Genomic DNA, 26,095 nt, shown 5'->3' with positions numbered 1-26,095 from the left:
ATGAAAAAGGGATTTGCGTTAGCCGCCGCCTTGCTGATTTCGGCCAGCGTCGCCAATTTCGCGAACGTCGCGTTCGCCGGCCCCACGCCGGCCGATCCGCGCGCCGTCGTCTATATCGGCTGGCCCAACGATGGGCAGGTGCTGCCGGCCGGCAAGCCGTTTCGCGTCTGGTTCGGGCTGCGCTACATGGGGGTGGCGCCGGTGGGCGTCCAATTTCCGAACACGGGCCACCATCACCTGTTGATCGACACCGACCTGCCGCCGATGGATCAGCAGATACCGTCCGACAGAAATCATCTGCACTTCGGCGCAGGGCAGACCGAGACCACGCTCGAGCTGCCTCCCGGCAAGCACACACTGCAACTGCTGATGGGCGACTTCAATCACGTGCCGCACAATCCCCCGGTCTATTCGAAGAAGATCACGATCTACGTGAAGTGAGGTCAGCGGGTCTGCGCGGCAAGTGTTGCCGCGGCGGCAACACTTCACGCCCCGCTTGTTGGTCAAACCCCTTCACTCGTTGTCGTCGCGCCGCTGCGGCGCATTCCCCGAGTCGTTCTCCCTTTCCGCAAGGCCCAGCATTGACGGGCGTCTGCGCGATTCGCGCAAACGCGCCAGCTTGCTTGGCACACGCTATGCAGTATGAGGCTCGAGCCCGCAACACTTGCAGCTCAATCCACCGAAGCCTCTCTCTCACATTTGGAGAACTGTCATGAAGACCTTGATGATCGAAGACCTCGCCGTCGCCAAAGAACTCGACGGCCGTGAAATGTCCGCCGTGCGCGGCGGCTACCTGCCGGTCGTGTATCCGGTGTTTCCGTCGGTGCATGTCGATACGACGAACTTCAGCGCGACCCAGCTGATCGGCCAAAGCAACAGCATCGAGAACAACACCGGCAACGACGTCGCGTTCGCTTCGGGCATCCACTCGACGGTCAACCCGTCGCAGAACGCCCGCAACACGATCAATTTCTGATCGATGCAAAGCCGCGGAGGTTGCCGAGCAACCTCCACGGCACGCCAGGGGCCGACACACACACGCGCGCCCTCTGAGATCTTCAGCTTCCTTCCCGCGGCACCCACGTCCCACCTCTTCTGGAGCAGATCGTGAACACCCCGACCGGTTCGGCTCATGCACGGATTCGCAGCGGCCTCGTGCAGGCGTTCGTCAAGCACGCGATGGCGGCCGGCGTTTGCGCGACGGTGTTGTGCGGCTGCATGGACCTGAGCATTCCCGACTACAGGCGGCCTGACATGCCGGCGAAGGATACGTGGGCGCATACGCAGCGCCCGGTTTCGGCGGCGGATACGGTCAACCCCGATTGGTGGAAGGCATTCGACGATCCGTATCTCGACGCGCTGGTGAAAAAAGCGATCGACGGCAACGTCGACATCAAGATTCTTGCGGCCCGCATTCAGGTGGCGGGCGCGCAGATCGGCGAAGCGCGTGCGGGCGCATTGCCTTCCGCCGATCTCGGCGCGGGCGTCGACTTCGAAAAGACCACGGGCACGCCGCTCACGAAGACGTTCGACCTCGGCTCGCAGGTCAATTGGGATATCGACATCTGGGGCAAGGTCGAGAAGGGCGTGCAGGCGCAAAAGGCCGAATACCACGCATCCGAAGCCGACTGGCGCGCGGGTTATCTGACGCTGGTCGCGGACGTGTCGAGCACCTACTTCCAGATTCTCCAGTTCGACGACCAGATCGCGCAGGAGCAGAAGACGCTCGACAAGAACAAGCAGATCCTCGCGATCGATCAATCGATGTACGCGAACGGCGTCGTGCCGCAGACCGAAGTGCTGCGGCAGAAGGCCGAAGTCAACGGCATCGCTAACGAACTGATCGACCTGCACCGCTCGCGCGAGCTCGCCGAGAACGCGCTCGCGACGCTCGTCGGCGTGCCCGCCGGCGAATTCAAGATGCCCGCCGGCCACCTGCAGGATCGCGTCAAGGTGCCGGACGTGCCGATGGGCCTGCCCGCGCAATTGCTGTCGCGCCGGCCCGACGTCGTTGCGGCGCAGTACCGCATTCTCGAATCGTACGACCAGATCGGCGCCGCGAAGCTCGCGCAGTTGCCGAGCATCAGCCTGACGGGCCGCGGCGGTACCGCGGCGTTCAAGCTCTCCGATTTGTTCAAGACGTTCACGTTCAGCTTCCTGCCGAGCATCGATCTGCCCATGCTCGACCCGGACGTGAAGGCGCACATCAAGACGACCGAAGCACAAAGCCAGGTTGCCGAGCAGCAATACCGGCAGACGGTATTCGCCGCCTTCGAAGAAGTGGAGAACGCACTCGTGAATCTCGATGCGCACAAGAAGCAGCGCATCGAGCTGACGCAGCAGAACGAGCATCTGCGGGTCGTCGCGGCGCAGATCGAAGCGCAGTTGAAGGAGGGCGTCGTGTCCCAGCTCGAAGTGCTCGAATCGGAGCGCACGCTCGCATCGGCCGAACTCGAACTGCTGCAGAACCAGCAGCAGATCCTCACCGATACCGTCACGCTCTACAAGGCGATCGGCGGCGGCTGGCCGGACGTGGCCGTGCAGAACGCGAGCAACGACACCGCGGGCGAAGCGCTGAAATGAACATCGCCGGCGGCGCCGCAAGCGTGCTTGGCCACCGCCAATTGACTACCGTGACGCGTCGCCTACACTTTTCTAACACTCCCCGCGCTGCCGCTCCGGCATTGAGTCTCCACGTGGTTTATCGGTTGCTGCACCGCCCGTCCGATAGAGACGGCGGGATGGCGGATAAACGCTGATCGTTGTGTCGAACCATGGCTCCTGACGACGTTCCGATTGCCGAAATGCGAACGACACTCGAGAGGCGCTTCGATATCGTGCTCAAGCCCATATTGCATCCCGAGTTCAGCGACGCCTTCGGCGAAATCCGCATCGACAGCGATTTGTTCGCGGTGGGGCGCGCCGAAACGCCGTTTGCGTCGGCGCGCGCCGAGGTCGTCGCCGAGCTTTCGCGGCGGCATGCGCGCATTTTCTTCGAGCACGGCATCGCGTATATCGCGGATCTCGGCAGCAAGAACGGCACGACGGTGAACGGCGTCGAGGTCCGGCAAAAGCCGCATCCGCTGCATAACGGCGACGAGATCCGCTTTGCCGGCGTGCTTGCCTATCGCGTCGAATTGCTGCCGCGCGCCGCGCGGCCGTTGCCGCAATCGGTCGTCGTCACGTTGACGCCCGAGCGCGACGACCTGGGCCTGCAGCCCATCGTCATCAGCGGCTTCCCGTTCCTGATCAGCAAGGCCGACGACACGTTCGCGCGCTACAAGGACGCGTACCCGCATCAAGTGAACTACGTATCGCGGCGCCACGCGCACCTCTTCCTGCGCGACGGCGATGTGTTCGTCGAGGATCTCGGCAGCACCAACGGCACGTTCGTCGGCGGGAAGCGGCTGGCGGAAAGCGCGCTCGCGCTTCACGACGGCGAAACGCTTGCATTTGGCGGCAACCATTTCGTCTATCGTGCAGGGGTCCATCGCGGACCGGTTGCCGATCCGACCGTGACGAAGCTGAAGGCCGGCGGCGAGGGCACCGAACGCACCGAACGCTCGACCGAGGTGAAGGCCGAAGCCCCGGCCGCGCCCGTCATCGATCCGGAGCGCACGACGTTTGTCGGGACCGCGCACTCGTTTCTCGACATCTTCTGCGTCGACCCGGCTTTGAAGCAGGAAGACGAGGTGAACCCGGACGCATCGCACGCACAGGAACTGAAGCACGAAGCGAAGAAGCGCCGCGCGGGCAATCGCTTCGCGGTGTTCGTCGCCGAGTTGAGCGCGGCGTTGGGCGGCAGCGGCGAGCCCGATTTGCGGCGTTTGGCGAAATGGGGCGGCGCCGGGCTCGGCGGGCTTTGCGTGCTGGTCATGGCGCTGTACGTGCGCGGCGCCCCGCAGCGCGACATCAAGGCGCTGCTGGACGCCGGGCGCTATGCGACGGCCGTGCAGATGGCCGATCAGTATCTCGCGGGGCATCCGGGAGATACGGCATTCGAGGCGGCAGGCGGGGAGGCGCTGATGAAATCGAAGGTGCCCGACTGGCTTGCGTCGCTAAAGGCGCACGAGTTCGACCGCGCGCGTTCGATCGTCGCCGAGATGCAGGCGCTCGCGCGGCACAACGGCGATGCGCAGCCGCTCGTCGCCGAGCTCGGCTGGATGGGCGACCTGGAAGCGTACTGGGCGGGGCGCGGCGGCGCCGAAGCGCCGATTCGCATCTTCAAGGACGAACCGGTGATCAGTTCGCTCGTCGACCGCTGGAACGACGACCCCGATCCCCACCAGCATGCGCTCGATCGGATCGCTTCCTACGTGCCCGATTTCGCGGCGCCGTATGCCGACGCGTTGAGCCATCTGCGCAAGCTCGAAAGCGACGACTCGGTCTACGTAGCGGCGGCCGAGCGCTTGAAGAGCGCCATCGATACGGCACTCGACGACGATCGTCTCGATCCGTTGCCGGCGATGCTCGACGACTACAGCGAACGCTATCCGCGGCTCGCGGGGCTCGATAGCGTGCGCAGCGACCTGCATCAGTACCAGCAGATCGAAAGCGACGCGCGGGCAGGAAATACGCAGGCCGTGGCCGACGCCTTGAAGCAGCTCCGCTTCGCGACGCCGCCGTTCCAGGCGCGCCTGCCCAAGCTCGAAAAGCTAGCGACGACCTCCACTGGAGACGGCCGTGACGCCCGACCGTCCCCCTGAGCGCCTCAACCTCAAGATGCTCAAGCGGCTGAAGCGGCTGAAGCCGCTCAAGCCGTTGAAGTCGCTGAAGTCGCTGAAGTCGCTGAAGCCGCTCAAGCCGCTCAAGCCGCTAAGCGAAGCGCTCGAAGACCACAGCGCCGAAGGCATCGCGATCCTGACCGCGCAGCCGTTGCGCCTCATCGAGGCGGCCGTGATCGTGATGGTCGCGCTGGTCTTCTCGGCGCTCGTCTGGTCGTGCATCGGTCGCGCCGACGTGATCGTCTCGGCGCCGGGCGCGCTCGCACCCGAATCGGAGGTGCGCCGCATCTATGCCCCCGTCGACGGCGAACTCGCGGACATCTATATCGCCGAAGGGCAGCCTGTGAAGAAGGACGACGTGATCGGCCGCATCAACGCGCGCGGCGCGATCGAGGCGGCGACCAATGCGCTCGACGCGCGGCTCAAGCTCGACGATGCCGAGCGCGAATGGCAGCAGTTTCCGGAGAAGAAGCAACTGATGGAGCGCAAGGCCGATGCGCTGAAACAGCAGATCGACGTGGAAGAACATCTGCACGAAAACCGCATCGCGGAGGGCACGAGCAAGCTCGCGCAATCGCAGAAGGCGCAGCTCGACGAGGCGCGCAGCAACATCGACAACGCGCAGCACGCGCGCGATCTCGCGAAAGAGGAGCAGGACAAGTTCCAGCGCCTGTTCGCGTCGCCGGGCGGCGGAGGCGTGTCGCAAACGCAGGTCCAAGAGAAGAAGAGCGCGTTTCTCGAAGCCGAAAACAACCTGCGGATTGCGCAGGCGCGGCTCGCCCAGCTCGAGGCGCAACAAAGCCACGATTTCGCGCAGGCGAAGGCCCAGCTCGAAGGCAGCAGCGAGACGCTCACGAACCTGCGCATCGAGTACGACGCGACCGTGCGCGAGATCGCGAACACCGAGGACAAGCTGCGCCTGCAGGTGCAGACCGCGCGTCTTGCCGCCGACGCGGCCGCGCGCATCCGCTTCGAAAACATCGACAAGGACAACTTCCTGCTCGTGCTGGCCCCCGTCTCGGGCGTGATCACCGACGTCACGACGACGCAGCCCGGCGACAAGATCCAGGCGAACACGCCGCTAGGCGGCATTGCGCCGGCGAACGCGCGGCCGGTCGTCAAGGTGGAAATCGCCGAGCAGGATCGCGCGTTTCTTCACGAGGGGCTGCCCGTCAAGCTGAAGTTCAACGCGTTTCCGTATCAGCGCTATGGCGTCGTCAGCGGCACGCTCGAATACATTTCGCCCGCGACGAAGCCATCCGTTGCGGCGAAGCAGCCGGTTTACGAGGGCCGTGTCACGCTCGATCGCGATTACTACTCGGTCGCCGGGACGAAATACCCGTTGCGCTACGGAATGACGGCCACCGCCGAGATCGTGGTTCGTGAACGCCGCCTGATCGATTTCGCGCTGGACCCGTTCCGGCAGATAGCAGGATAAGAAGGGAGCAAGACATGACGTCAATAGTTCGCATCGACGACGAGGTGATCGGCACGGACGATTTCATTCGCCTGCTGAAACTCACGGGGCAATTCGAGGGCCTCGTCGAACAGCAGGTCCGCGACCGGCTCACGGTCATTGCGGCCAAGAAGCTCGGCATTCGCGTGACGGCCGAAGAGATACAGGCACGCGCCGACCAGTTCCGCCGCGTGCGCAACCTGCATCGCGCGGCCGACATGAACCGCTATCTCGACGTGTTCGGCGTCAGCCTGGACGAGTTCGAGGCCTTCATCACCGATGCCTTGTATCAGGAAAAGATGCTCGACCAGGTGTGCAACGACGCGGCGGTGGAAGCGTACTTCAAGCTCAATTCGCCTAAGTTCGACGCGATCGAAGTGAGCCACATCGTGCTGGAATCGGAGGGACAGGCCAAGGAGATGATGTCGATCCTCGCCGACGATCCGGACAGCTTCGAGGAGATGGCGCGCGAGCATTCGATCGCCGATACGCGCGAGCGCGGCGGTTTGATCGGCAAGGTCTTGCGCGGGTCGCTCAAGACCGGCATCGAAGCCAAAGTGTTCAACGCGCAAGTCGGCGACCTGCTCGGGCCGTTCGAGGCGCCGGACGGCGCGTTCTTCGAGATCTTCTCGGTGAGGGCCAAGTATCCGGCCACGCTCGATCAGGACGTCGAGTCCGAGGTGCGGCGCCTGTTGCGCGAGGACTGGCTCGCCGCGCGGGCGCAGGAACACATCATCGAAGCGCGTTGACGGCGAGGGTTGGGATCCATGGACACACAAGCACCGGTTCCTGCCAATACGGCCCCGGGCGCCGCCGCTCAATCGCTGGCGGATTTCCTCTCGTCGGTGGAACTGTTGTCGCCGTTTTCGCGCGAAGAGCTCGAACGTCTCGCGAGCGAGGCGCGCACGCGCACGTTTGCGTTTGGCGAGACGATCTGCAATCGCGGCGAGAGCGCGGAGGGACTGTTCGTCGTCCGCACGGGCTCGGTGCGCCTCTTTACGGAGGAGCACGGCAAGGAAACCAGCCTCGGCGTGCGCAAGACGGGCGAGGTGCTGGCCGAGATCGCGGTGCTGCGCGAGTACTGGCACGAGGCGTCGGTGCGGGCGTCGTCGAAAGTCGAGCTGCTGTTCATCGCGCGCAGCGCGTTCGCGCCCATGATCGCCGCCAACCCGGCCGCGCAGTCGTTCGTGACGAGCTATGTGGCGATCAGCTCGGCGGGGGGCTTCGTCGCGCGGCTCTTCGATCTGCGCGGCAAGCTCGACAAGAGCGAACTCGAAGAATATGTGTCGAGCGTCGGCGTGAAGCGCGTCGCCGCCGGCAAGGAAATCATCAAGCAGGGCTCGCGGGAAGACCTGCGCCTTTACGTCGTGCGCCAAGGCGAAGTGCGCCTCGTGCGCAGCGAGGACGGCGTCGACTATCCGCTCGCGACGCTCGGCGCCGGTGAGATTTTCGGCGAGCGGGCGTGCGTGTTGCGCCAGGAGCAGCAGGCGACGGTGACGGCCAGCGCGGATACGCGCTTGCTGGTCATTCCGGAGAAGACCGTTCACTTCATTCTCGAGCGCAATCCGAAGCTGCGGGAAGTGCTCGAGGAGCGCATTCGTTTCGTGGACCGCGAACTGCAGCGTCAAAAGAAGCTCGCGGCACACCGCAAGCGCCCGGAGATTCTCGATCTCGCGACGGAGCCCGAATTCGGCGAGAAAGTCATCAAGCGGTTCGCGCTCGTCGAGCAGGCCGAGGAGATGGATTGCGGCGCGGCGTGCCTCGCCATGATCTGCCGGCACTACGGCATTCCGATGACGCTCGGCAAGCTGCGCGAGCTCGCGAACGTGACGACGCAAGGCGCGACGCTCGAGAGCCTCGCGCGCACGGGCGAATCGCTCGGCTTCACGACGCGCGGCGTCCAATGCACGTTCGAAGCGATGCTCGGCTTCGAGCTGCCGTTCATCGCGCACTGGGAGGGGTACCACTACATCATCGTGTACGGGATGGGCAAGCGCTGGGTGCGCGTGGCGGACCCGGCGTTCGGCTTCCGGAAGCTCTCCGTGGAAGAATTCGAGCGCGGCTGGGGCGGCACGTGCCTGCTCTTCACCGCAGGCGAAACGGCGACCCAGCAGGCCGCGTCGCGCTCGCCGTGGGTGCGCTTCATCGGCTACCTCGCGCCTTATAAGAAGATCCTCGCGCACCTGTTCCTTGCGACATTCGTGATCCAGATGCTCGGCGTGGTGCCGCCGCTCATCATCCAGAACATACTCGACGGCGTGGTCGTCCACCAGAACGTGAGCCTCCTGAATCTGCTCATCATCGGCCTCGTGATTTCGAATCTGTTCACGCAGCTCATGATCACGATCCGCGCGCATCTGTCGAATTTCATGGTGCGCAATCTCGACTTCTCGATGATGTCGCAGTTCTTCAAGCACACGATGTCGCTGCCGTTCTCGTTCTTCGCGAAGCGCAAGACCGGCGACGTGTTCGCGCGCTTCCAGGAGAACCAGACGATCCGCGCGTTCCTGACGGAGTCGACCGTCACCACGGCGCTCAATCTGCTGATGATCTTCATCTACTTCACGATCATGTTTCTGTACAACGTGAAGATGACGTTGCTGCTGATCGCGTTCGTCATTCCGATCATGGCGCTCACGGCGCTCGCGACGCCGCGCATCAAGCGCTATGCGCGCGACGTGTTCACGGCGTCGACCGAGGCGAAGTCGCTGCTGATGGAAACGCTCGGCGGCATCGAGACCGTGAAGGGCATGGGCATCGAGCGGCCGGTCCGGCTCAAGTGGGAACGCAAGTACGCGAAGGCCCTGGAAGTCCAGTACCGCGCGCAGGCGTTCAATATCCTCGTCGGCCTCGGCAGTCAGTTGCTCAATGCGGCGACGACGATCGTGATCTTGTGGGTCGGTGCGAGCCTCGTGCTCGCGCAGGAACTCTCCATCGGCCAGTTGATCGCGTTCAACGCGTTCATGGGCAGCGTGCTTGCGCCGTTGATGGGGCTCGTCGGACTCTGGAGCCTGATGAACGACGCGGCGGTGGCGATGGAACGGCTCGGCGACGTGCTCGATATCGAGCCCGAGCAGAAACCGTCCGATTTCGCTTCGCGCGTGCTCCTGCCGGATCTGCAAGGCGACATCAGCCTCGACGGCGTCTATTTCCGCTACGGCGGCAACGAAACGCCGTACGTGCTCGAGAACGTCAGCTTCGATATCAAGCAGGGCGAGATGATCGCGATCGTCGGCCGCAGCGGTTCCGGCAAGACGACGCTCGCCAAACTGCTGGTCGGCTTCTATACGCCGACTGAAGGCAAGATCGTCGTCGACGGCTACGACATGAACGTGATCGATCAGGCGTTCTACCGCGCGCAAATCGGCTACGTGATGCAGACGAACCTCGTGTTCTCGGGAACGATTGCCGAAAACATCGCGTGCGGCGACGCGAGTCCGGACCGCCGGCGCATCGAGGAAGTCGCGAAGATGGCCGACGCCCACCCGTTCATCGCGAAGATGCCGCTCGGCTACGAGCAAGTCGTCGGCGAGCGCGGCATGGGGCTCTCGGGCGGGCAGATCCAGCGGCTGTGCATTGCGCGCGCGCTGTATCACGATCCGCGGCTGCTCGTGTTCGACGAGGCGACCTCGTCGCTCGATACGCAATCGGAGAGCAACATCCTCGCGAACATGCAGGACATTCTGAAAGGGCGCACGGCGGTCATCATCGCGCACCGGCTGAGCACGATCATGCGCGCGGACAAGATCCTCGTGCTTTACGAGGGCGCGATCGTCGAAGCGGGGCGGCACGACGAACTCGTCGCGCGCCAGGGCATGTATTACCAATTGGTCCAGAAGCAATTGAGCACCACATGAAACTCTTCGACCCACATGGCTTGGGCAGCTCGGCGGTGTCGTACGCGGGCCTGCTCGAAAAGATCGAGATCTTGCGCTCGACGCTGCGCTGGGCGCCGAGGCTCGAACGCGCCGACATCGAAAAGCTCCTGAACCAGTCGAACACGCTGCGCGACGAGGTGCTGCAACTGTCGCGCAAGGAGCGCTTCGTCGAGGCGGCCGAGCGCGAGCCCGAAGCGCTGCGCGCGGCGGACTTGAGTGCGCGCGAGCGCCGGCAGGCGCTGCTCGATCGCAGCTTCATTTTCGAAGGCACGTTCGGCGACAACCCGAAGCTGCTCGCCGCGCTGGAGATCGCCGAAAAGGCGGCACCGACCGATTTGCCGGTGCTGATCGACGGCGAGAGCGGCACGGGCAAGGAACTGATGGCGAAGGTCATTCACGCGAACGGCTCGCGCGCGGACCGGCCGTATATCTCGGTCAACTGCGGCGCGATTCCCGATAACCTGCTCGAATCCGAGTTGTTCGGACACAAGAAGGGCGCGTTCACGGGCGCGTCGAGCGACCGCAAAGGCAAGTTCGAAAGCGCGCACACGGGCACGATCTTTCTCGACGAGATCGGCGAGCTGCCGCTCTCCGGGCAAGTGAAGCTGCTGCGCGTGCTCGAAGCGCACGAGATTCAGCGCGTCGGTTCCGATCAGGCGATTTCCGTCGATACGCGGATCGTCGCCGCGACCAACCGGAACCTGCGGCAGATGAGCGAGCAGGGGCTCTTTCGCGAGGACCTGTTCTATCGCTTGAGCGTGATTCATTTGACGCTGCCCGCGCTGCGCGAGCGGCGCGACGAAATTCCGCTGCTGTTCGCGTACTTCGGCGACGAGGCCGCCGAAGCGCTCAAGCGCCGGCCCATCAAGATGACGCCGAAGCTGCGCGATTTCCTGCTCAATTACGCGTATCCCGGCAATATCCGCGAGCTGCGCAATCTGATCTATCGCTTGTCGTGCCTCGCGGGCGACATGGCGGATCTCGATCATCTTCCCGAAGACATCCGGCCGAAGCCCGCCGCGGCGGCAGCGATGCGCGCAGAGGCGGCCGGTGTCGACGGCGCTGTCGTGCCTGTTGTGGCGCCCGCATCGCTGGCCGAAGCGAAGCGCGCAGCGAGCGACGAAGCCGAGCGAGCGTTTCTCGAACGCGGGCTGCAGGAAACGGGCGGCACGGTGGCGGAACTCGCGCGGCGTTGCGAGATGAACCGCTCGCATCTGCAGATGCTGCTGAAAAAGCACGGCATCCGCTCGAAGGATTTCCGGCATCAGAACGGGGCGGGCCACGAGCGGCCCGGTCACGAGCGAGCGGCGCACGACGACGCGGCAAGCGCGAAGGAAGCGTAGCCGGCGCGTCGCGAGAAGAGGCGGGTGACATTTCAGACGGAGAGGGCACGAGCAGCGAACCCCGCCTCGACAGCTCAGCTGCGGCAAGTTGCGGGTCCCGCGCCGGGGTCCGAGGCTGGAAAACGAACCGCAAACCGTCGAACTCGAACGCCGAAGACGGAAACGTGAGCCCTCGACCGTGGAGTTCGAATGTTCGAAGGCGGAACGCGAGCCCAAAACCGGCGCACTCGACTGTCGGAGGGCCGAAGTCCGAGCCTCAGATCGACGACTTCGACTCTTTGAGGGTGGAACGTCAGCCTCGGACCTCCGAGTTCGACTCTTTGAGGGCGGAACACAGGCCTCAGATCGTGGAGTTGTCCACGCTTTGAGCGTGGAATGCGAGGCTCAGAGCTCGGAGTTCGACTGTTTAAGGCTGGAGCGCGACCCTCACACCTTGGAATTCGAATGTTTGAGCGTGGAGCTCGCGCCTCACACCGCGGAATTCCTCTGTCTAGGGAAGGAACACGAGGGGCAAGCTGACGAATTTGTGGGTTTGAGGCTCGAACGTCAGGCTCGGTGAATAGAGGTCGAAGCTCGGCACGCGGATTGTGGCCATAACGCTCGGCCCGCAAAGCCGGTTTGCACCGTAACCCATTTCAATAGCCAGCTAAGGCAACGCCGGATTCACGAGCGTCTTGTCCGCCGCGTACGGATCGTCGGCGCGGATCACGATCGCGGTGATGTTGTCGCGTCCGCCTTCGCGCAGCGCCATTTCGACGAGCGCTTCCGTCGCTTCCTGGCAATCGCCGCCAGCCAGCGCGCTCGCGATGCCGGGCTCGTCGACCTCGTTCGAAAGACCGTCGCTGCATAGCAGGAACATGTCGCCGTCGTAGATTTCGACGCGGTGCTCGTCAAGCTCGAGCCAATCCGCCGCGCCGACGGCGCGCGTGATCAAGTGGTGCGCCGGATGATCGACGGCTTCTTCGGCCGTCAGATAGCCCTGCGTCTTCAATTCCTCCACCTGGCTGTGATCGCGCGTGAGCTGCAGCAACTGTGCGCGCCGGTACAGATAGACGCGGCTGTCGCCGGCCCAGAGCAACCCGCACTGGCTGCCGCTCGCGAAGAGCGCGGCGACCGTGCTGCCGATCGTCCGCACGCGCCGCGCGGCGGCTTCGTCGCGCAGCTTGCGGTTCACGGTCTGCAACTCGGCGCGCGCCGCGGCGACGAAGTCCGCGAGGCGCTTCGGAACGACGATGGCCGCGAGCGCATCGACGATCATCCGGCTCGCGACGTCGCCCGCCGCATGGCCGCCCATGCCGTCGGCGACGGCCCAGATGCCGCGCGCGGGCAGATCGAGGCAGGCGTCCTCGTTGATCTCGCGCACGAGACCCACATCGGTGCGCGAGGCCGACGTCCAATTGAACTGAGTCAACATGGCTCCTGCCTCGATCTTTGGCGATAGTTCACACGACGAGTCCGTTGTTCTTCCCGTTCTCGCCGGCACTCACCACGAGGTTCGAATTGGGCGCCGCGTTGTTGACATTGACCACTTCGACCTGATTGACGAGCTGGTTCGCGAAGATGGTGTTGTTGGTCTGAAAGAAGTTGACCACCGGGCCGACGCTGGGCACCGGCGGCGCAAACGGCTGAATCCAGCCGAAGACCCACGGCGCGCCCGCGCCGCGTATCAGCGACATGGCCTTGCGGTCCAAGTCGCGTTTCGTGTGAAGGTCGGTGATGGTGATGGCGGCCATGATGGGTCTCCGAAAGTGCAGTTTGCGATCGAGATGCGGCCAGGCCGCGTGCCCGCCTTACGTTGCAAGTGCCGTACCATGCGGCGCGCCGGTCTTCGCGCTCGAGCGCCGCCGCTTAGCCGTTCGCTGCGAGCCGTGCCATAGAAGGCGCAGCGGCGCGCCGCGCGGTGGCTCGCAGGTTGTCGGCCGCTCGCCATGCCGCGTGACGGTTGTTGCGGCGCCAACACTCGAGCGATTCACAGTGCGTGGCAATCCAACAGCGTGCCTCATGCAGTGTGCTTCCTCGAAGCGACTCGCCACGCGCGCCAAATGACGCGTGCCGCCCAACAGAGCGCGCTGATAATCGTTGGGCCGGCCACAACAGAAAGCGGCGTCCGATTCGGCCATCGCCTGGCAAACCCTTGTCGCACCAAGGCCGAAGCTATTTGGCATGCCTGATGCAGAGTAGTTGGCAACCAGCAAACCCACGTGCAGCACGGGTTGCCAATCGAAACGCAGACGGACACAGCCATGAGCCTCGAACTTCAACTCGCCGATGCCGAAACCGCCCAAGCGGTTCGCGACGCCGCGCAGGCTGAATTCGCTCTCGGCGCCCATCTCGTCACGCAGCGCGCCGGCTACAGCCATCACGGCATCTATGTCGGCAACGGCAAAGTCATTCACTACTCGGGTCTTTGCACGTCTTTGCATCGCGGTCCGGTCGAGGAAGTCACCTTCGAACGTTTCGCGGCAGGACATCTTGTCTTCATCGCTCAAGATCAGCAAGCGCGTTACGCCGGCATCGAAGCCGTAGAACGCGCGCGCTCCCGTCTCGGTGAAAACGACTACCGGCTGCTGACGAACAACTGCGAACACTTCTGCACGTGGTGTGTGTGCGGCAAGGGCCGCAGCGAACAAGTCCGCGCTTGCGTCACGCACCCGGCTGTTGCAGCCCGCGCCGTGATGGGGATGTGCCGCGCGCTGATCGCCGCACGCCGCGCCGCGCGCCGCCAATACGCCCAATGTGCCGCTTGCGCGCTGCAAGCCGCTTAATCGCTTTCCAACCGAGCATGTGCCGATCGATCACGATGCATAGGACCAGAGTAAGCGCTAAAGCGCTAACTCTGGTCGACACGGGAGACGCAAATGGACACCCTAGTCAAACCCACCTTACGCAAGCTGGTCGACAAGTGGCTCGCGCCCACGCCGGCCGCGCCTGCACGCGTGATCCGCTTCAGCCGCCTGCCGTTGCACCGGCGCCGCTACGTTTGCGTCGAGACGGCGCATCCGGCCGGCACGCTCTCGATCTTCTTCTTCCGTCACGACGACGGCTCGTGGTGCGTGTTTCCGCCTGCGGCCGAACGGCCGGCGATGCTGCGGCTCGCTTCGTGAGCGCCTCGTTCAAGCGAGCGAAGGACGCGCTTGCGCGGCCTTTGCCGTTATCGCAGCAGCGTGGTGCGCGTGCGTTGCGCGACCGCTTCCGCAATCGGCGAGCGGGCGACAGGGGTACCCACGCCGACGCCCCCGCGAACGATACGCAGCCCGGTAAACATCTGCGGCGCGAGCATCGTCTGATGCGCCTGCACCATCGAGCCGCCGGTAACGGCGGCCATCGCTTGCCTGTCCAAGTCGACGCTTTCGGGTAGATCGTTGATCACAAGCGTGCCCATGTTGCCTCCCGAACAGAATAGGAATAGCGAAACGGCATTGCGTTCGAGCACGCCGTCATTCGCTTGAAGATTTGCAGGGGCTTCGATTCAGTATAGGCGCCCGCCATGCGGGGCAACGACAAGCCATCGCGTGCGAAACGCGCTAAGCACACATCATTGGACGAGAGCGCCGGCCGGAAACGCAAAAACAGGCGACTGAGGCCGCGAGGCCCCAATCGCCTGAGTTCGAACGGTCCTCAGAAGCCGAAGCCGGTGTTCGCCGACTGCGACGGACTGACGTTGAGCCTGAGCGGACCGAGATCGGCGCCGAGCACGCCGATGTTGTTGAGCGCGTCGACCTGGACGTTCTGAAATTGATTGATTTTCTGCGATACGTTGACGTCGACGTTGACATTGGGGCTGCCCAGGCCGCCGCCGAGCAGGCTGCCTGTGCCGCCGCGAATCGAGGCCATGGCCTTGCGGTCAAGCTCCGAGCCGGGCGCGAGTTCGTGAATCACGAGGGTTGACATGGCGTTTCTCCGAATGGGTCGAATGGGTTGCGGGAGGGCGTGGCGCACCTTGAACGCCTCGCGGCTTTCAAGGTGCACGAGCACGCGTGCTTAGAAGTTGATCGTGTTGTGGGCGTTCTGCGACGGGTTGACCGTCGAGTGGATGTTCGACACGAAAGCCGCGTCGTTGCCGGTGTTGTTGAGGATGGTGTTGCTTTGACCGATCGCTTGCGACGCGCTGAAGTTCGTCGTGTCGACATGCACCGACGGAAACAGCGGATACACGACCGGCAGGTAGCCGCCGCGCACGGCGGACATCGCACGGCCGTCGAGTTCTTTAGCGACGCTGAGGTCTTCGATCATCAAGGTCTTCATGGCAGTTCTCCAAAGGCAGTCAGTAGGGCTTCAGGTGATTGAGCTGCAAGTATTGCGGGCTCGGCTCCTATAGCGCATAGGGTGTGCCAGTCGCGCGCACAACGCGTGAGAAATGCTGCGGGGCCTTGAAATACGGGGGTTTTCGCATTTTCAAGCGGAGCGCGGCGCGCACGCCGAGCGGCTTTCGGTCACGCAGATGACGGCCGCGATCCAACACAATCGAAGCGGCGTGTCGGGCGTTTCGAGACAGTCGCGGTTGCCGCCGCGTCGTCCGTCGCGCAGCGGCTCGGGTAGTTCGGGCACTGATTGCACAAGGCGTCAGCGCAGACTAGTATCGATCGGAAAGCAGACCAATCCTTAAAGAAACGCCGCCGGATTCGTCTAAGAGAGTGTCGCCACTTTCGTCCTGAACCGCGTTTCCAGGTGCGTCACGCATCGGCGTGCCTGAAGCTGAGTGGAAGGCGTACGAATGACAAGCCTTGCGCAGCTAATTCAAACCTTCCAGAGCGGGGCTCTGTCGCACGACGCGTTCTTCGACGAAATCGACCGCGCACTCGCGGCCGACCACGCGAACGGTGTGCGGCTGCGCGACGTGCTCGACGAAACGCAGACGAAAAAGCCGCTGCCCGGCGAGGTCTACGCGGAAGTCGTGCGCCATATCGAGCGGTTCTCCGCAGGAAGCGACGCGGCGCTCGCCGATCGGGCAAGCGACGAGACCCGTGTCGTCGCGCCCGCGCCGCCGAATCCGCGCCCCGGCGCGCCGGCGTTTCCGAACAGCCAGTCCAATCGCGATGCCGACTACGTGAAGGGTATCGGCGACACGTTGAACGGGCGCTTCGTGCTCGAAGAATGCCTGGGCGTGGGCGGCATGGGCACGGTCTACAAGGCGCTCGATCTGCGCAAGCTCGAAGCGTCGGACCGCATGCCCTATATCGCGATCAAGGTGCTGAACGTGCAGTTCCGCGGCCAGCCGACCTCGCTGATCGCGCTGCAGCGCGAAGCGCGCAAGGCGCAGACGCTCGCGCATCGCAACATCGTCACCGTGTACGACTTCGACCGCGACGGGCCGATGGTCTATCTGACGATGGAGTACCTGTCCGGCAAGCCGCTGTCGAAGACGCTGCGCGCGCCCGATTTCGCCGGCATGCCCTACGAGAAGGCGCTGCCGATCATCAACGGCATGGGCCGCGCGCTCGCCTACGCGCACGAGCGCGGCTTCGTGCATTGCGACTTCAAGCCGGCGAACGTGTTCATCACGGATGGCGGCGAGGTGAAGGTGATCGACTTCGGCATCGCGCGCGTATTCCAGCGGCCTGACGAAGACACCGACGTCACCATTTTCGATCCCGCGAGCCTCGGCGGCATCACGCCCGCTTACGCAAGCCCGGAGATGTTCGAGCACCGCGAGCCCGATCCGCGCGACGACGTCTATGCGCTCGCCTGCGTGACGTATGAATTGCTGACGGGGCATCACCCGTTCAATCGCTTGTCGGCGACGCAGGCGAAGAGCGAGAAGAGGCAGCCCGAGCGTCCGAAGCATCTCGAGCGGCGGCAGTGGAAGACGCTTGGCGAGGCGCTGTCGTTCGATCGCGCGTCGCGCACGCCGAGCGTCGCGCGCTTTCTCGAAGGGATGGGGACGGAGAAGCGTGCGGCGTTGCCCTCGATATCTTCGGCGCCGCTGCGGATTCCGCGCAAGGGACTCGCGATCGGCGGCGGGGCGGTGGCCGTGCTGGCGGCGCTTTGGTTCGGGTATCGCCAACTGTCCGCCCCAGGCGGCGGGGGGGCGCAACAGTCGGGCACGGTCGCGCCGACGCCCCGCAACGCCGAGCCTCAGGCGCTTTCCCTGGCCGCTGTGACCCCCGTGCTGGACGGTCTGCCGTGTTCGGCGCTGAGCGCATCGGTCGAGGGCCATACGCTGAAGGTGCGCGGCTTCGTCGAGGCGCGCGTCGGGCGCGCGCAGGTGCGAGATGCGCTGAACGGCGTGCCGGGACTCGCCGCGCTGAACCTCGACGTGCAGCCGGTCGGTGCGCACAACTGCGACATCGTCAAGGCGTTCGCGCCTTATTGGAGCGCCGATCATCCGGCGGCGGACGCCGCGCCCGCCAATGCGGCGACGATCCACACGCGCGCGCCGAACGGGCAATTGAACGAAGGCGACCCGCTCGTCGTCGATATCACGACGCCGGGCTTCGATTCCTATGTCTACGTCGACTACTACGTGCTCGACGGCAGCGTGGCGCATCTCGTGCCGAGCCGCCGCGAGAAGGACAATCAGGCGCCGCCGAACTATTCGGCGACGATCGGCAGCGCCGGCGATTGGGTCATCGCCAAGCCGTTCGGCACGGAGATGATCGTCCTGCTCATCACGCCCGCGCCGCTCTTTGACGCGCTGCGCCCCGATGCCGAACCGCGCGCCGATTATCTGTCGGCGGTCGATCAGCGCTTGAAGCAGCTCGCCGCGAAATACGGCGCGGCGCGCGTCGCGGTCGATTTCATTCAGATCACCACGCACGCCGGCAAGCACTGACCGTCGCGTTTCCGCCATACGATCACGTGCATCAATCCGACAGCGAGCGGCGCGCCCACGCGCTCGCCGAGCAACGCTGACGAGAGGACGACGGCCGCGGACCGGCGCCTGCGAGCTTAAGCTTTTCTTCAGCGTTGCGGCGTAGACTCGCCTCGACGATCGGGTCGGGCAGGCATCGCCCGATCGTCTCCCCGATGCGGGCCGCCGCGCGGCTGCCGCATGGCATCGCCACGCAATGCCCGTCCGGCGAGGTCCCTATGGATCAGAAGACGTCTCGACTGTCTCGCGGACTCAAGCGGTGCGGCGCCGCGATCGCTGTAGCGTCGTGCGTTTCAGTCGCGCATGCGGGCGGCGGTCCGTTCGGCATCGACCACGAGATCGGCAAGGACGAGAGCGGCATCTGGAACCGCAACGTCCAGCTCGCGCTGGAGTACAGCGTGGTGGCGACGGCGTTGGGCGGCGCGCTTTGGCTCGGCAACGATAACGAACTCGGTCACACCTTCTGGCAAACGCTCGACTCGTCGGCAATCTCGGCAGTCGCTGCAGAGGGGTTGAAGTACGCTTTTGGCCGTGCACGGCCGAGCAGCGGGAAAGGGCCGAACCAATGGTTCAGCGGCGGCGACAGCTTCCCGAGCGGCGAAGTCACCCTGCAGGCGAGCTTCGTCACACCGTTCATCGTCAACTACGCGGGGCGCGACCCCTGGATCTGGGCGCTCGAACTGCTGCCCGCCTACGATTCGGTCGCGCGCATGAAAAGCCAGGCGCACTGGCAGACCGACGTGCTCGGCGGCTGGGCATTGGGCACGGCGGTCGGGTATGTCAGCACCCGCTGGCAGACGCCGCTCTTCGTGCAAATCCTGCCGCATGGATTCACGGTGGGCATATCGAAGCGTTTTTAGAGCGGAACGACCGGCCGCGCCGGCGTCAGCGCTTGCCGGGCTTGCGGCTGCGCGGCGAACTCGCGGGTCAATTGCGGGCGCCGAAGCCAAAATCGACGTTCAATAAAATTTCCGCCGATCCCTTGCGAAATTGAAGGAAATCCTTACTCGGTGAGTCGGGAGGCGAAGTGCCTTGAGGAATTGTTCATGAGGATAACGATATGTCGGAGCGCGTGATCGTTCTGACGATCGACAAGCGGTGCAAGGCGGGTGTTGAAAACGCGAGGAGGAGCGGGCCTGAAATGGAAAAAGGCCAGCTACGCTGTCATGCCGTTCGGTTAGGAGCTGAACGGCTTTTTTGTTTTTGGGGCTGAAGAGGTTGTAAGCGAGACGCCGAGGCGTTAGCTATTTCCCGCGTGTCGTGCCCAACGTTTTATGGCGCAAAGTGAAACAAAAAGTTCTGTTTCCGTACCAAGTTTGCCGATCCTAGCGTGAAGCTCTTGAAAATGGAACGTCGACACAATAAATTGCCACGGCACGTACCGGCTTTTGTCGTCCGCACCGAGCCGGTCAGAGATAGAAGAAGCAGGAGACAATCGCCATGCCACGCAGTTTCGACTATGTCGTCGTCGGCGCCGGATCGGCCGGCTGCGTCCTTGCCGACCGCCTTTCGGCCGGCGGCCGCTACTCGGTTTGCCTGCTCGAAGCGGGGCCGGCCGACCGCTATGTCTGGATTCACATTCCGATCGGCTACGGCAAGACGATGTTCCATCCGGTCTACAACTGGGGTTTCTATACGGACCCCGATCCGAACATGCACAACCGCCAGCTCTACTGGCCGCGCGGCCGCACGCTCGGCGGATGCAGTTCGATCAATGGGCTGATTTACGTACGCGGCCAGAAGGACGACTACGACCATTGGGCCGCACTCGGCAATCGCGGCTGGAGCTGGGACGAGTGCCTGCCGTATTTCAGGCGGCTCGAGCACAACGAACTCGGCGAGGGGCCGACGCGCGGCGTCGACGGGCCGCTGTGGGCCTCGACCATCAAGCAGCGTCATGAGCTCGTCGATGCGTTCATCGCGGCATCGAATCGACTCGGCGTGAAATCGGTCGACGATTTCAACACGGGCGACCAAGAGGGCGTCGGCTACTACCAGTTGACCACCCGGCGCGGCTGGCGCTGCTCGACCGCCGTCGCTTATCTGAAGCCCACTAGGCACCGCGAGAATCTGTGCGTGGAGACCGATGCGCTGGCATCGAAGATTCTCTTTGAAGGCAACCGAGCAACCGGCGTCCGGTATCTGCAGGGTGGCGAGATTCGCGAGGTGCGCGCCCATCGCGAGGTCATCCTGACCGCCGGTGCGCTGCAATCGCCGCAATTGCTCCAGTTGTCCGGCGTGGGGCCCGCGGCGCTGCTGCGCGAGTTCGGCACTCCCGTCGTGGCGGACCGTGCTGGCGTGGGTGCGAACCTGCAGGATCATCTGCAGGTCCGCTTGATCTATGAGGTGACGAAGCCGATCACCACCAACGATCAACTGCATTCGTGGACCGGTCGCGCAAAGATGGGGCTGCAGTGGGCGCTGTTTCGCGGTGGTCCGCTCGCCGTCGGCATCAATCAGGGCGGCATGTTCTGCCGCGCGCTGCCTGAAGAATCGGAAACGCCTGACATTCAGTTTCATTTCTCCACCCTTTCCGCCGATTCGGCCGGAGGCGCAGTGCATGCGTTCCCTGGGTGCACCTATTCGATCTGCCAATTGCGGCCTGAATCGCGCGGCGTGGTGCGTATCCGGTCAACCGAGATACGGGAGGCGCCGTCGATTCAGCCGAACTATCTGGCCACCGATCTCGACCGGCGCACGACGGTGGCCGGCGTGCGCTTTGCGCGGCGCGTCGCCGCGACGCAGCCGATGGCCGCGCTGATGAAGCGCGAGGTGCGCCCGGGCGCGGACGCGCAGACAGACGATGAACTGTTGGAGTTCTGCCGCGAGTATGGGCAGACGATTTTCCATCCGTCGGGTACCGTGAAGATGGGGCCGGCAGTCGATCCGCTGGCCGTCGTCGACGAACGGCTGCGGGTGTACGGCACACGCGGACTGCGGGTGGTCGATTGCTCGATCATGCCGACGCTGGTGTCGGGCAATACCAATGTTCCAATCGTGATGGTGGCGGAAAAGGCGTCCGACATGATCCTGGACGACGCGCGTAGCGCCGATCGTCACGAAAGCGTGAGCGCCACGGCGATAGCGGCTGCCTGATCTCGAAGAAAGGTCGGCCGTCCGCGGAAAAACCCAGGGGCACCGAAGCAGTATCCAGTAGTGCTAATCACGGCAAACCAGCGCTGAAGCGCGACTGATCAGCGATAAGCAGCAGCTAAGCAGTACCGCGCCGGCGCGCGACGTTGCACGCAGTCAGCCGGCCGCGAGGAACTAACGTACCGCCCCAGGAGGAGACAGCCGGGGCCTTGCTAACGCCGCCGTGCACGGATGCCGCGCGGCCGGTCTTTGGAGGAGCAGCTATGGCAATTGATCAACGCCTCGTTCGCCGTGTCGCGCTCGCTAGCGTGATTGGCGCGACGGTCGAGTGGTATGACTTCTTTCTGTACGGCGTCGTCGCCGGCATCATCTTCAACAAGCTTTACTTTCCCGCAAACGACCCGCTCGTATCGACGATGCTCGCCTACACGACGTTTGCCGTCGGCTTCGTGACGCGGCCGGTCGGCGGCGTGCTGTTCGGTCATTTCGGCGACAAAGTCGGGCGCAAGTCCGCGTTGATTCTCACCTTGGTGATCATGGGCGTCTCGACAGCCGGCGTCGCGTTCGTGCCGACCTATGCGCAGATCGGCATCTGGGCGCCGATCCTCTTGTTGTCATTGCGTGTGCTGCAAGGCATCGGCCTCGGCGGCGAGTGGGGCGGTGCCGTGCTGATGGCCTACGAATATGCACCGCCGAATCGGCGCGGGCTTTATGCGAGCCTGCCGCAGATCGGCTTGTCGATCGGGCTGTGCCTCGCCTCGGGGATGGTGGCGGGCATCTCGCACCTGCTGCCGGAGGCGTCGTTTTTCGCGTGGGGCTGGCGCATCGCGTTCGCTGCGTCGCTCTTTCTCGTGCTGATCGGCCTGTATATTCGCTTGAAGGTGATGGAAACGCCCGAGTTTCTTGCCATCAAGCGCAACCGCGCCGAAGCGAAGATCCCGTTCGTCGACATGATGAGCCGCTATCGCGGCACCGTCCTCCTCGGCATGGGGGCGCGCTATATCGACGGCGTCTTCTTCAACGTCTTCGCCGTGTTCTCGATCGGCTATCTGACTCAGCACATTTCGATGAGCCGCACCGATGCGCTTCTCGGGGTGATGATCGCCGCGATTGTCATGTGCTTTTTCATTCCGTTCTTCGGCAGGCTTTCCGATCAGCTGGGACGTGCACGTGTGTACCGCTGGGGCTCGCTGATCTGCGGCCTGTCGGTGTTTCCCGCGTTCTGGCTGATCGAGAACCTGCCGTCGAACACGCCGGTGATCTGGCTTGCGATCGTGATTCCGTTCGGCATCTTCTACGCAATGGTGTACGGCCCGGAAGCGGCGCTCTTCGCCGAGCTCTTCGATGCGAAGGTGCGCTATACCGGCATCTCGTTCGTTTATCAGTTCTCCGGCATTTTCGCGAGCGGGTTGACGCCGATCATCGCCACGGTGCTCGTGCGCGTCAACGAAGGCAAGCCGTGGATGGTCTGCGCTTACGTCATGCTCTCCGCGCTCGTGTCCGCGGTATCCGCACGTGCGATCGAACGGCGGGCGATGGGGTTCGAGGCGGTGGCAATAAACTGCGCCGATAGTTGACGTTGGTGCGCCTGTGGCCGCCGGAAACGCCGGACCTCGTTCGACAGGAGAGGTCCATGACAGGCGCGGTTTCGCAGGACGCGGTGCAAGACTTGCCCGCGGCGCAAACGAGCGCCTCACCTTCCCCGCGGCCGCTGCGCGGCCCGGCTTCGCGGTGGGTGCGGGCTCCGAGCCCGGCACGGATTGTCGTTGCGCAGGTTCTCTCCGTCGAGCACAATCCCGAGGAATGTTAGCCATTCGTCGCGCCAGCCCTTTGCAGGATCGACGTCCGCGTCAATATGTGGCGGCAGGGGCAATGAGTTTAGAAGTCGCATTACCGTCGTCTTGTCGAGGCCCACGAGTTCGGCAATGGCCGAATAATGTGCGCAAGTGTAGAGGGGCTCCGTGAATGAGAAGCAAATTTGCTTTCATGGGCACTCGGCTATACACAGTCCGGGCTCGGGTAACACCCGTATGAATACCAAGGTAGCAACCGTCTATGACATCAAGGGACAGGAGCGCCCACCGTTGTTATTCCGGGAGTCCGTAGCATATCCCGGCGTGAAGCCGTTTTCGAACGTTAGCAGGGCAAACAAACACATGGGAACAGGATCGCGCCGCGCCTTCACCTGCGAGAGACAGGGGCCGGTCCTCCTCCATTTCATGACATATCAGGGGACAACATGTCGAACTTCAGCATTTCGATCAAAGCGCGTATCGGTCTTACCATGGCTTTTCTTGCCGCGTTGCTCGTTGCCACAGGCATATTCGGCCTGATCGGCATGGCACGCTCGAACGACGCCTATCGCGACACCGCCACCAACCAGATGCCGAGCGCGGCCTACATCGGCAATGCCGAGATCTATGCCGCGCGAGCCCGCCTTGCGCTGGACCGCGCCGCTTTCATGATCGGGACTCCCGATGCAGGCAAGACGCTCGACCGGGCGAAGATGCTGTACGACAGGTCGGAAACCTGGTGGGGCAAATACCTCGCGCTGACGCGCAAGCCTGACGAGGAGCGTCTCGCGCAGGACGTCAAAAGCAAGCGCGATGCATACCGAGCCGCGCTGGACGAATTCGCGAAGACGATCAGCGCCGGCGACCAAGCCAACGTCCCGGACCGAGCGAACCATCTTCAAGTCGCTTACTCCGCGCTGTCCGCCGCGGACGACGCCCTGAGCAAATACCAGTTCGACGTGACCAGGCAAGGTTTCGACGAGGCACAGTCGACGTTCGGCATGTTCCGCATCGTGACGATCGTCGCCCTCTGCGCGGGGCTCGTCGCGGCATTCGTTTCGTATCTGACGCTGCGCCTGGCAATCGGCCGACCGCTTGCGGCGGCGCTCGACCATTTCATCGCAATTGCGAGCGGGGACCTGCGTCGCCGGATCGAGTCTGCGTCGCGCGACGAGATGGGCCAGTTGCTCGAAGGCGTGGCAAAAATGCAGAAAAGCTTGATCGAGACGATACGCACGGTTCGGAGCGGCTCGGAATCGATCACCACGGCCACCCGAGAAATCGCCGCAGGCAACCTGGACTTGTCGTCCCGCACCGAAGAGCAAGCCTCTGCGTTGCAGGAAACGGCAACGAGCATGGATCAGCTCACGAGCACCGTCAAGCAGAACGCCGACAACGCTCGGCAGGCCAGCACGCTCGCCGTCAACGCCTCGGAGATCGCCAACAAGGGCAACGCCGTCGTGAACCGGGTCGTCGGCACGATGGGAGAGATCAACGACAGCTCGGGCAAAATCGCCGACATCATCTCGATCATCGAAGGCATCGCCTTTCAAACCAACATCCTCGCGCTCAATGCAGCCGTGGAGGCCGCGCGTGCGGGCGAGGACGGGCGCGGCTTCGCGGTGGTCGCGGGCGAAGTGCGCAGCCTGGCGCAGCGCTCGTCGGCAGCCGCCAAGGAAATCAAGGAATTGATCGATCGCTCCGTCGAACGCGTGCAATCCGGCACCGCCCTCGTCGACGAGGCGGGCCGGACGATGAGCGAAATCATCGGCGCCGTGCGGCGCGTCACCGACATCATGGGCGAGATCGCAGCCGCGTCGGAGGAACAGAGTCGCGGAATCACGCAAGTAGCGCGCGCAGTCGCGCAGATGGACGAAGTGACGCAGCAAAACGCGGCGCTCGTCGAACAGGCTGCCGCTGCCGCGCAATCGCTCGAAGACCAGGCAAGCCGGCTCAATCAGGCGGTGAGCCTCTTCTCGATCGAAGCCGCTGCGGCGTATTGATCCGCGCGAAGCGCGACACAACGCCTTTGGACCGCGCACGATGACCGGTCACAGGCAGGAGGCGTGCGCGCTAGAACGTTTTTGCCAGCTCCCGCGCGGCTTCCTGCAGACGCGGCACGAATTCGAGCGCACGCGACAACGGCGCCCGCGAGATCGGCGCATGCACGGCGATCGCTGCGATGCACGTGTTATTCGCATCCATCACCGGCGCTGCCACACACACGATGCCGGCAAGGAACTCTTCGTTGTCGATCGCAATCTGCTTGTGTGCCGTGCGGTCGAGTTCGGCTTCGAGCAGTTCGGGATCGGCGATCGTATTCGGCGTGAAGCGTTCGAGCTTCAAGGCACGCACAATAGCGCTGCGCTCCTCGCGCGGCAGCATCGAGAGCAGCAGTTTGCCGCTCGCGCTGCAATAGGCAGGCACCCGCGAGCCGGGCTTGAGATCGAGCCGCAACGGCCAGGGCGCTTCCATCCGGTCCAAATAGAGCACCTCCGTTTCGTGCAGCATCGTGAGGTTGCAGGTCTCGCCGAGGTCCGCGACGAGGCTTGCGAGGATCGCATGCCGCAGGCGGCGCGCGCCGGAATGCATCACGACGCCAAGACCGAGTTGCGCGAGGCGCGGCCCGATCACATAGGCGTTCTTCTGGCCCGGTTCGCGGATCACCAGACCGCCGGCTTCCAGCGAAGCCAGCATGCGGTGCAGCGAAGCCTTGGGCAGCGCGACGTCCTGCGCGATATCGGCGAGCGACACCGGGCCTTCGGCGTTGACCAGGTGTTCGAGCAGCGCGAAAGCGCGCAGCGTTGGAGTATCCGCTTTAGTCATGTCTGCCGTTCCGGAAAATGGATCGGGGTCATTGTACCCAAATCCCTTGCGGCGGCCCGGTCCGGCGCCTCCATGAGCCCCTCGATCGGTGCTCTTCAGAGGTGTGTCATTCCGGCTTTCGGAACGCCGCGAATCGGCGCCGGAGCGTTCCTCGGTCCGGGCAGTCTGCGG

The 26,095-nt window shown here is 64.0% G+C and carries 21 protein-coding genes; 15 read left to right on the top strand and 6 right to left on the bottom strand.

All coding sequences use genetic code 11. From position 1 onward, the window contains the following. The 8 genes from J3489_RS13350 to J3489_RS13315 all read left to right on the top strand — a co-directional run bounded on the left by J3489_RS13350 (position 1) and on the right by J3489_RS13315 (position 11,401). Positions 1 to 441, top strand: coding sequence for a DUF4399 domain-containing protein (locus J3489_RS13350; protein WP_206998696.1), 441 nt, complete (start codon positions 1 to 3; stop codon positions 439 to 441). A 271-nt stretch (positions 442 to 712) separates the two neighbouring features. Then, a complete protein-coding gene (locus J3489_RS13345; RefSeq protein WP_206998693.1) occupies positions 713 to 976 on the top strand; it encodes a hypothetical protein in 264 nt (87 codons plus the stop codon). A gap of 203 nt (positions 977 to 1,179) precedes the next feature. After that, on the top strand, positions 1,180 to 2,583 hold the full coding sequence (locus tag J3489_RS13340; RefSeq protein WP_206999024.1) for an efflux transporter outer membrane subunit: 1,404 nt from the start codon (positions 1,180 to 1,182) through the stop codon (positions 2,581 to 2,583). A 221-nt stretch (positions 2,584 to 2,804) separates the two neighbouring features. After that, positions 2,805 to 4,706, top strand: a complete 1,902-nt coding sequence (locus J3489_RS13335) for an FHA domain-containing protein (RefSeq protein WP_242540001.1) — start codon at positions 2,805 to 2,807, stop codon at positions 4,704 to 4,706. Beyond that, a complete protein-coding gene (locus tag J3489_RS13330) occupies positions 4,684 to 6,162 on the top strand; it encodes a beta-barrel domain-containing protein (RefSeq protein WP_309491370.1) in 1,479 nt (492 codons plus the stop codon). Before J3489_RS13335 ends, J3489_RS13330 begins: the two co-directional genes overlap by 23 nt. Positions 6,163 to 6,176: 14 nt before the next feature. Next, positions 6,177 to 6,929 carry a peptidylprolyl isomerase gene (locus J3489_RS13325; protein ID WP_206998687.1) on the top strand — a complete coding sequence of 251 codons (753 nt, stop codon included), beginning with the start codon at positions 6,177 to 6,179 and terminating at the stop codon, positions 6,927 to 6,929. 18 nt (positions 6,930 to 6,947) lie between these two features. Beyond that, entirely contained in the window at positions 6,948 to 10,037 is a 3,090-nt protein-coding gene (locus J3489_RS13320) for a peptidase domain-containing ABC transporter (RefSeq protein ID WP_206998684.1), read from the top strand. Then, a complete protein-coding gene (locus tag J3489_RS13315; RefSeq protein ID WP_206998681.1) occupies positions 10,034 to 11,401 on the top strand; it encodes a sigma-54 interaction domain-containing protein in 1,368 nt (455 codons plus the stop codon). Before J3489_RS13320 ends, J3489_RS13315 begins: the two co-directional genes overlap by 4 nt. A gap of 646 nt (positions 11,402 to 12,047) precedes the next feature. Here the strand turns inward: J3489_RS13315 and J3489_RS13310 are convergent. Both J3489_RS13310 and J3489_RS13305 read right to left on the bottom strand, forming a co-directional pair. Continuing rightward, positions 12,048 to 12,815 (bottom strand): PP2C family protein-serine/threonine phosphatase, encoded by a 768-nt coding sequence (locus J3489_RS13310; protein ID WP_206998679.1) that lies wholly within the window; start codon positions 12,813 to 12,815, stop codon positions 12,048 to 12,050. A gap of 28 nt (positions 12,816 to 12,843) precedes the next feature. Continuing rightward, positions 12,844 to 13,134 carry a hypothetical protein gene (locus J3489_RS13305; RefSeq protein ID WP_206998677.1) on the bottom strand — a complete coding sequence of 97 codons (291 nt, stop codon included), beginning with the start codon at positions 13,132 to 13,134 and terminating at the stop codon, positions 12,844 to 12,846. Positions 13,135 to 13,644: 510 nt separating this feature from the next. Here J3489_RS13305 and J3489_RS13300 point away from each other — a divergent pair. Next, positions 13,645 to 14,166: a lecithin retinol acyltransferase family protein gene (locus tag J3489_RS13300; RefSeq protein ID WP_206998676.1), complete on the top strand. Its 522-nt coding sequence runs from the start codon at positions 13,645 to 13,647 to the stop codon at positions 14,164 to 14,166. A 93-nt stretch (positions 14,167 to 14,259) separates the two neighbouring features. Further along, entirely contained in the window at positions 14,260 to 14,505 is a 246-nt protein-coding gene (locus J3489_RS13295) for a hypothetical protein (protein WP_206998671.1), read from the top strand. Between the two features lie 47 nt (positions 14,506 to 14,552). On the opposite strand, the gene J3489_RS13290 is transcribed toward J3489_RS13295, so the two are convergent. From J3489_RS13290 to J3489_RS13280, 3 genes are all read right to left on the bottom strand, one after another. Continuing rightward, positions 14,553 to 14,783, bottom strand: a complete 231-nt coding sequence (locus tag J3489_RS13290) for a hypothetical protein (RefSeq protein WP_206998670.1) — start codon at positions 14,781 to 14,783, stop codon at positions 14,553 to 14,555. 236 nt (positions 14,784 to 15,019) lie between these two features. Continuing rightward, positions 15,020 to 15,292: a hypothetical protein gene (locus tag J3489_RS13285; protein ID WP_206998667.1), complete on the bottom strand. Its 273-nt coding sequence runs from the start codon at positions 15,290 to 15,292 to the stop codon at positions 15,020 to 15,022. A gap of 90 nt (positions 15,293 to 15,382) precedes the next feature. Then, positions 15,383 to 15,646: a hypothetical protein gene (locus J3489_RS13280; RefSeq protein ID WP_242540000.1), complete on the bottom strand. Its 264-nt coding sequence runs from the start codon at positions 15,644 to 15,646 to the stop codon at positions 15,383 to 15,385. A gap of 469 nt (positions 15,647 to 16,115) precedes the next feature. Between J3489_RS13280 and J3489_RS13275 the strand changes: the two genes are divergently transcribed. The 5 genes from J3489_RS13275 to J3489_RS13255 all read left to right on the top strand — a co-directional run bounded on the left by J3489_RS13275 (position 16,116) and on the right by J3489_RS13255 (position 25,101). Then, positions 16,116 to 18,173 carry a serine/threonine-protein kinase gene (locus tag J3489_RS13275; protein WP_206998665.1) on the top strand — a complete coding sequence of 686 codons (2,058 nt, stop codon included), beginning with the start codon at positions 16,116 to 16,118 and terminating at the stop codon, positions 18,171 to 18,173. Positions 18,174 to 18,430: 257 nt separating this feature from the next. Continuing rightward, the gene (locus J3489_RS13270; RefSeq protein ID WP_206998662.1) at positions 18,431 to 19,072 is read left to right on the top strand and encodes a phosphatase PAP2 family protein; all 642 of its coding nucleotides are present in this window, start codon (positions 18,431 to 18,433) and stop codon (positions 19,070 to 19,072) included. A 580-nt stretch (positions 19,073 to 19,652) separates the two neighbouring features. Continuing rightward, positions 19,653 to 21,308: a GMC family oxidoreductase gene (locus J3489_RS13265; RefSeq protein WP_206998660.1), complete on the top strand. Its 1,656-nt coding sequence runs from the start codon at positions 19,653 to 19,655 to the stop codon at positions 21,306 to 21,308. A 260-nt stretch (positions 21,309 to 21,568) separates the two neighbouring features. Next, on the top strand, positions 21,569 to 22,882 hold the full coding sequence (locus J3489_RS13260) for an MFS transporter (protein ID WP_206998657.1): 1,314 nt from the start codon (positions 21,569 to 21,571) through the stop codon (positions 22,880 to 22,882). Positions 22,883 to 23,544: 662 nt separating this feature from the next. Then, positions 23,545 to 25,101: a methyl-accepting chemotaxis protein gene (locus tag J3489_RS13255; RefSeq protein WP_206998654.1), complete on the top strand. Its 1,557-nt coding sequence runs from the start codon at positions 23,545 to 23,547 to the stop codon at positions 25,099 to 25,101. Between the two features lie 70 nt (positions 25,102 to 25,171). Here the strand turns inward: J3489_RS13255 and J3489_RS13250 are convergent, their stop codons facing one another. After that, the gene (locus J3489_RS13250; protein WP_206998652.1) at positions 25,172 to 25,924 is read right to left on the bottom strand and encodes an IclR family transcriptional regulator; all 753 of its coding nucleotides are present in this window, start codon (positions 25,922 to 25,924) and stop codon (positions 25,172 to 25,174) included. Between the last annotated feature and the right edge of the window lie 171 nt (positions 25,925 to 26,095).

The sequence above is a fragment of the Trinickia mobilis genome, assembly GCF_017315705.1.
Lineage (GTDB): Bacteria > Pseudomonadota > Gammaproteobacteria > Burkholderiales > Burkholderiaceae > Trinickia_A > Trinickia_A mobilis.
This window is presented reverse-complemented; position numbering and strand designations above follow the sequence as displayed.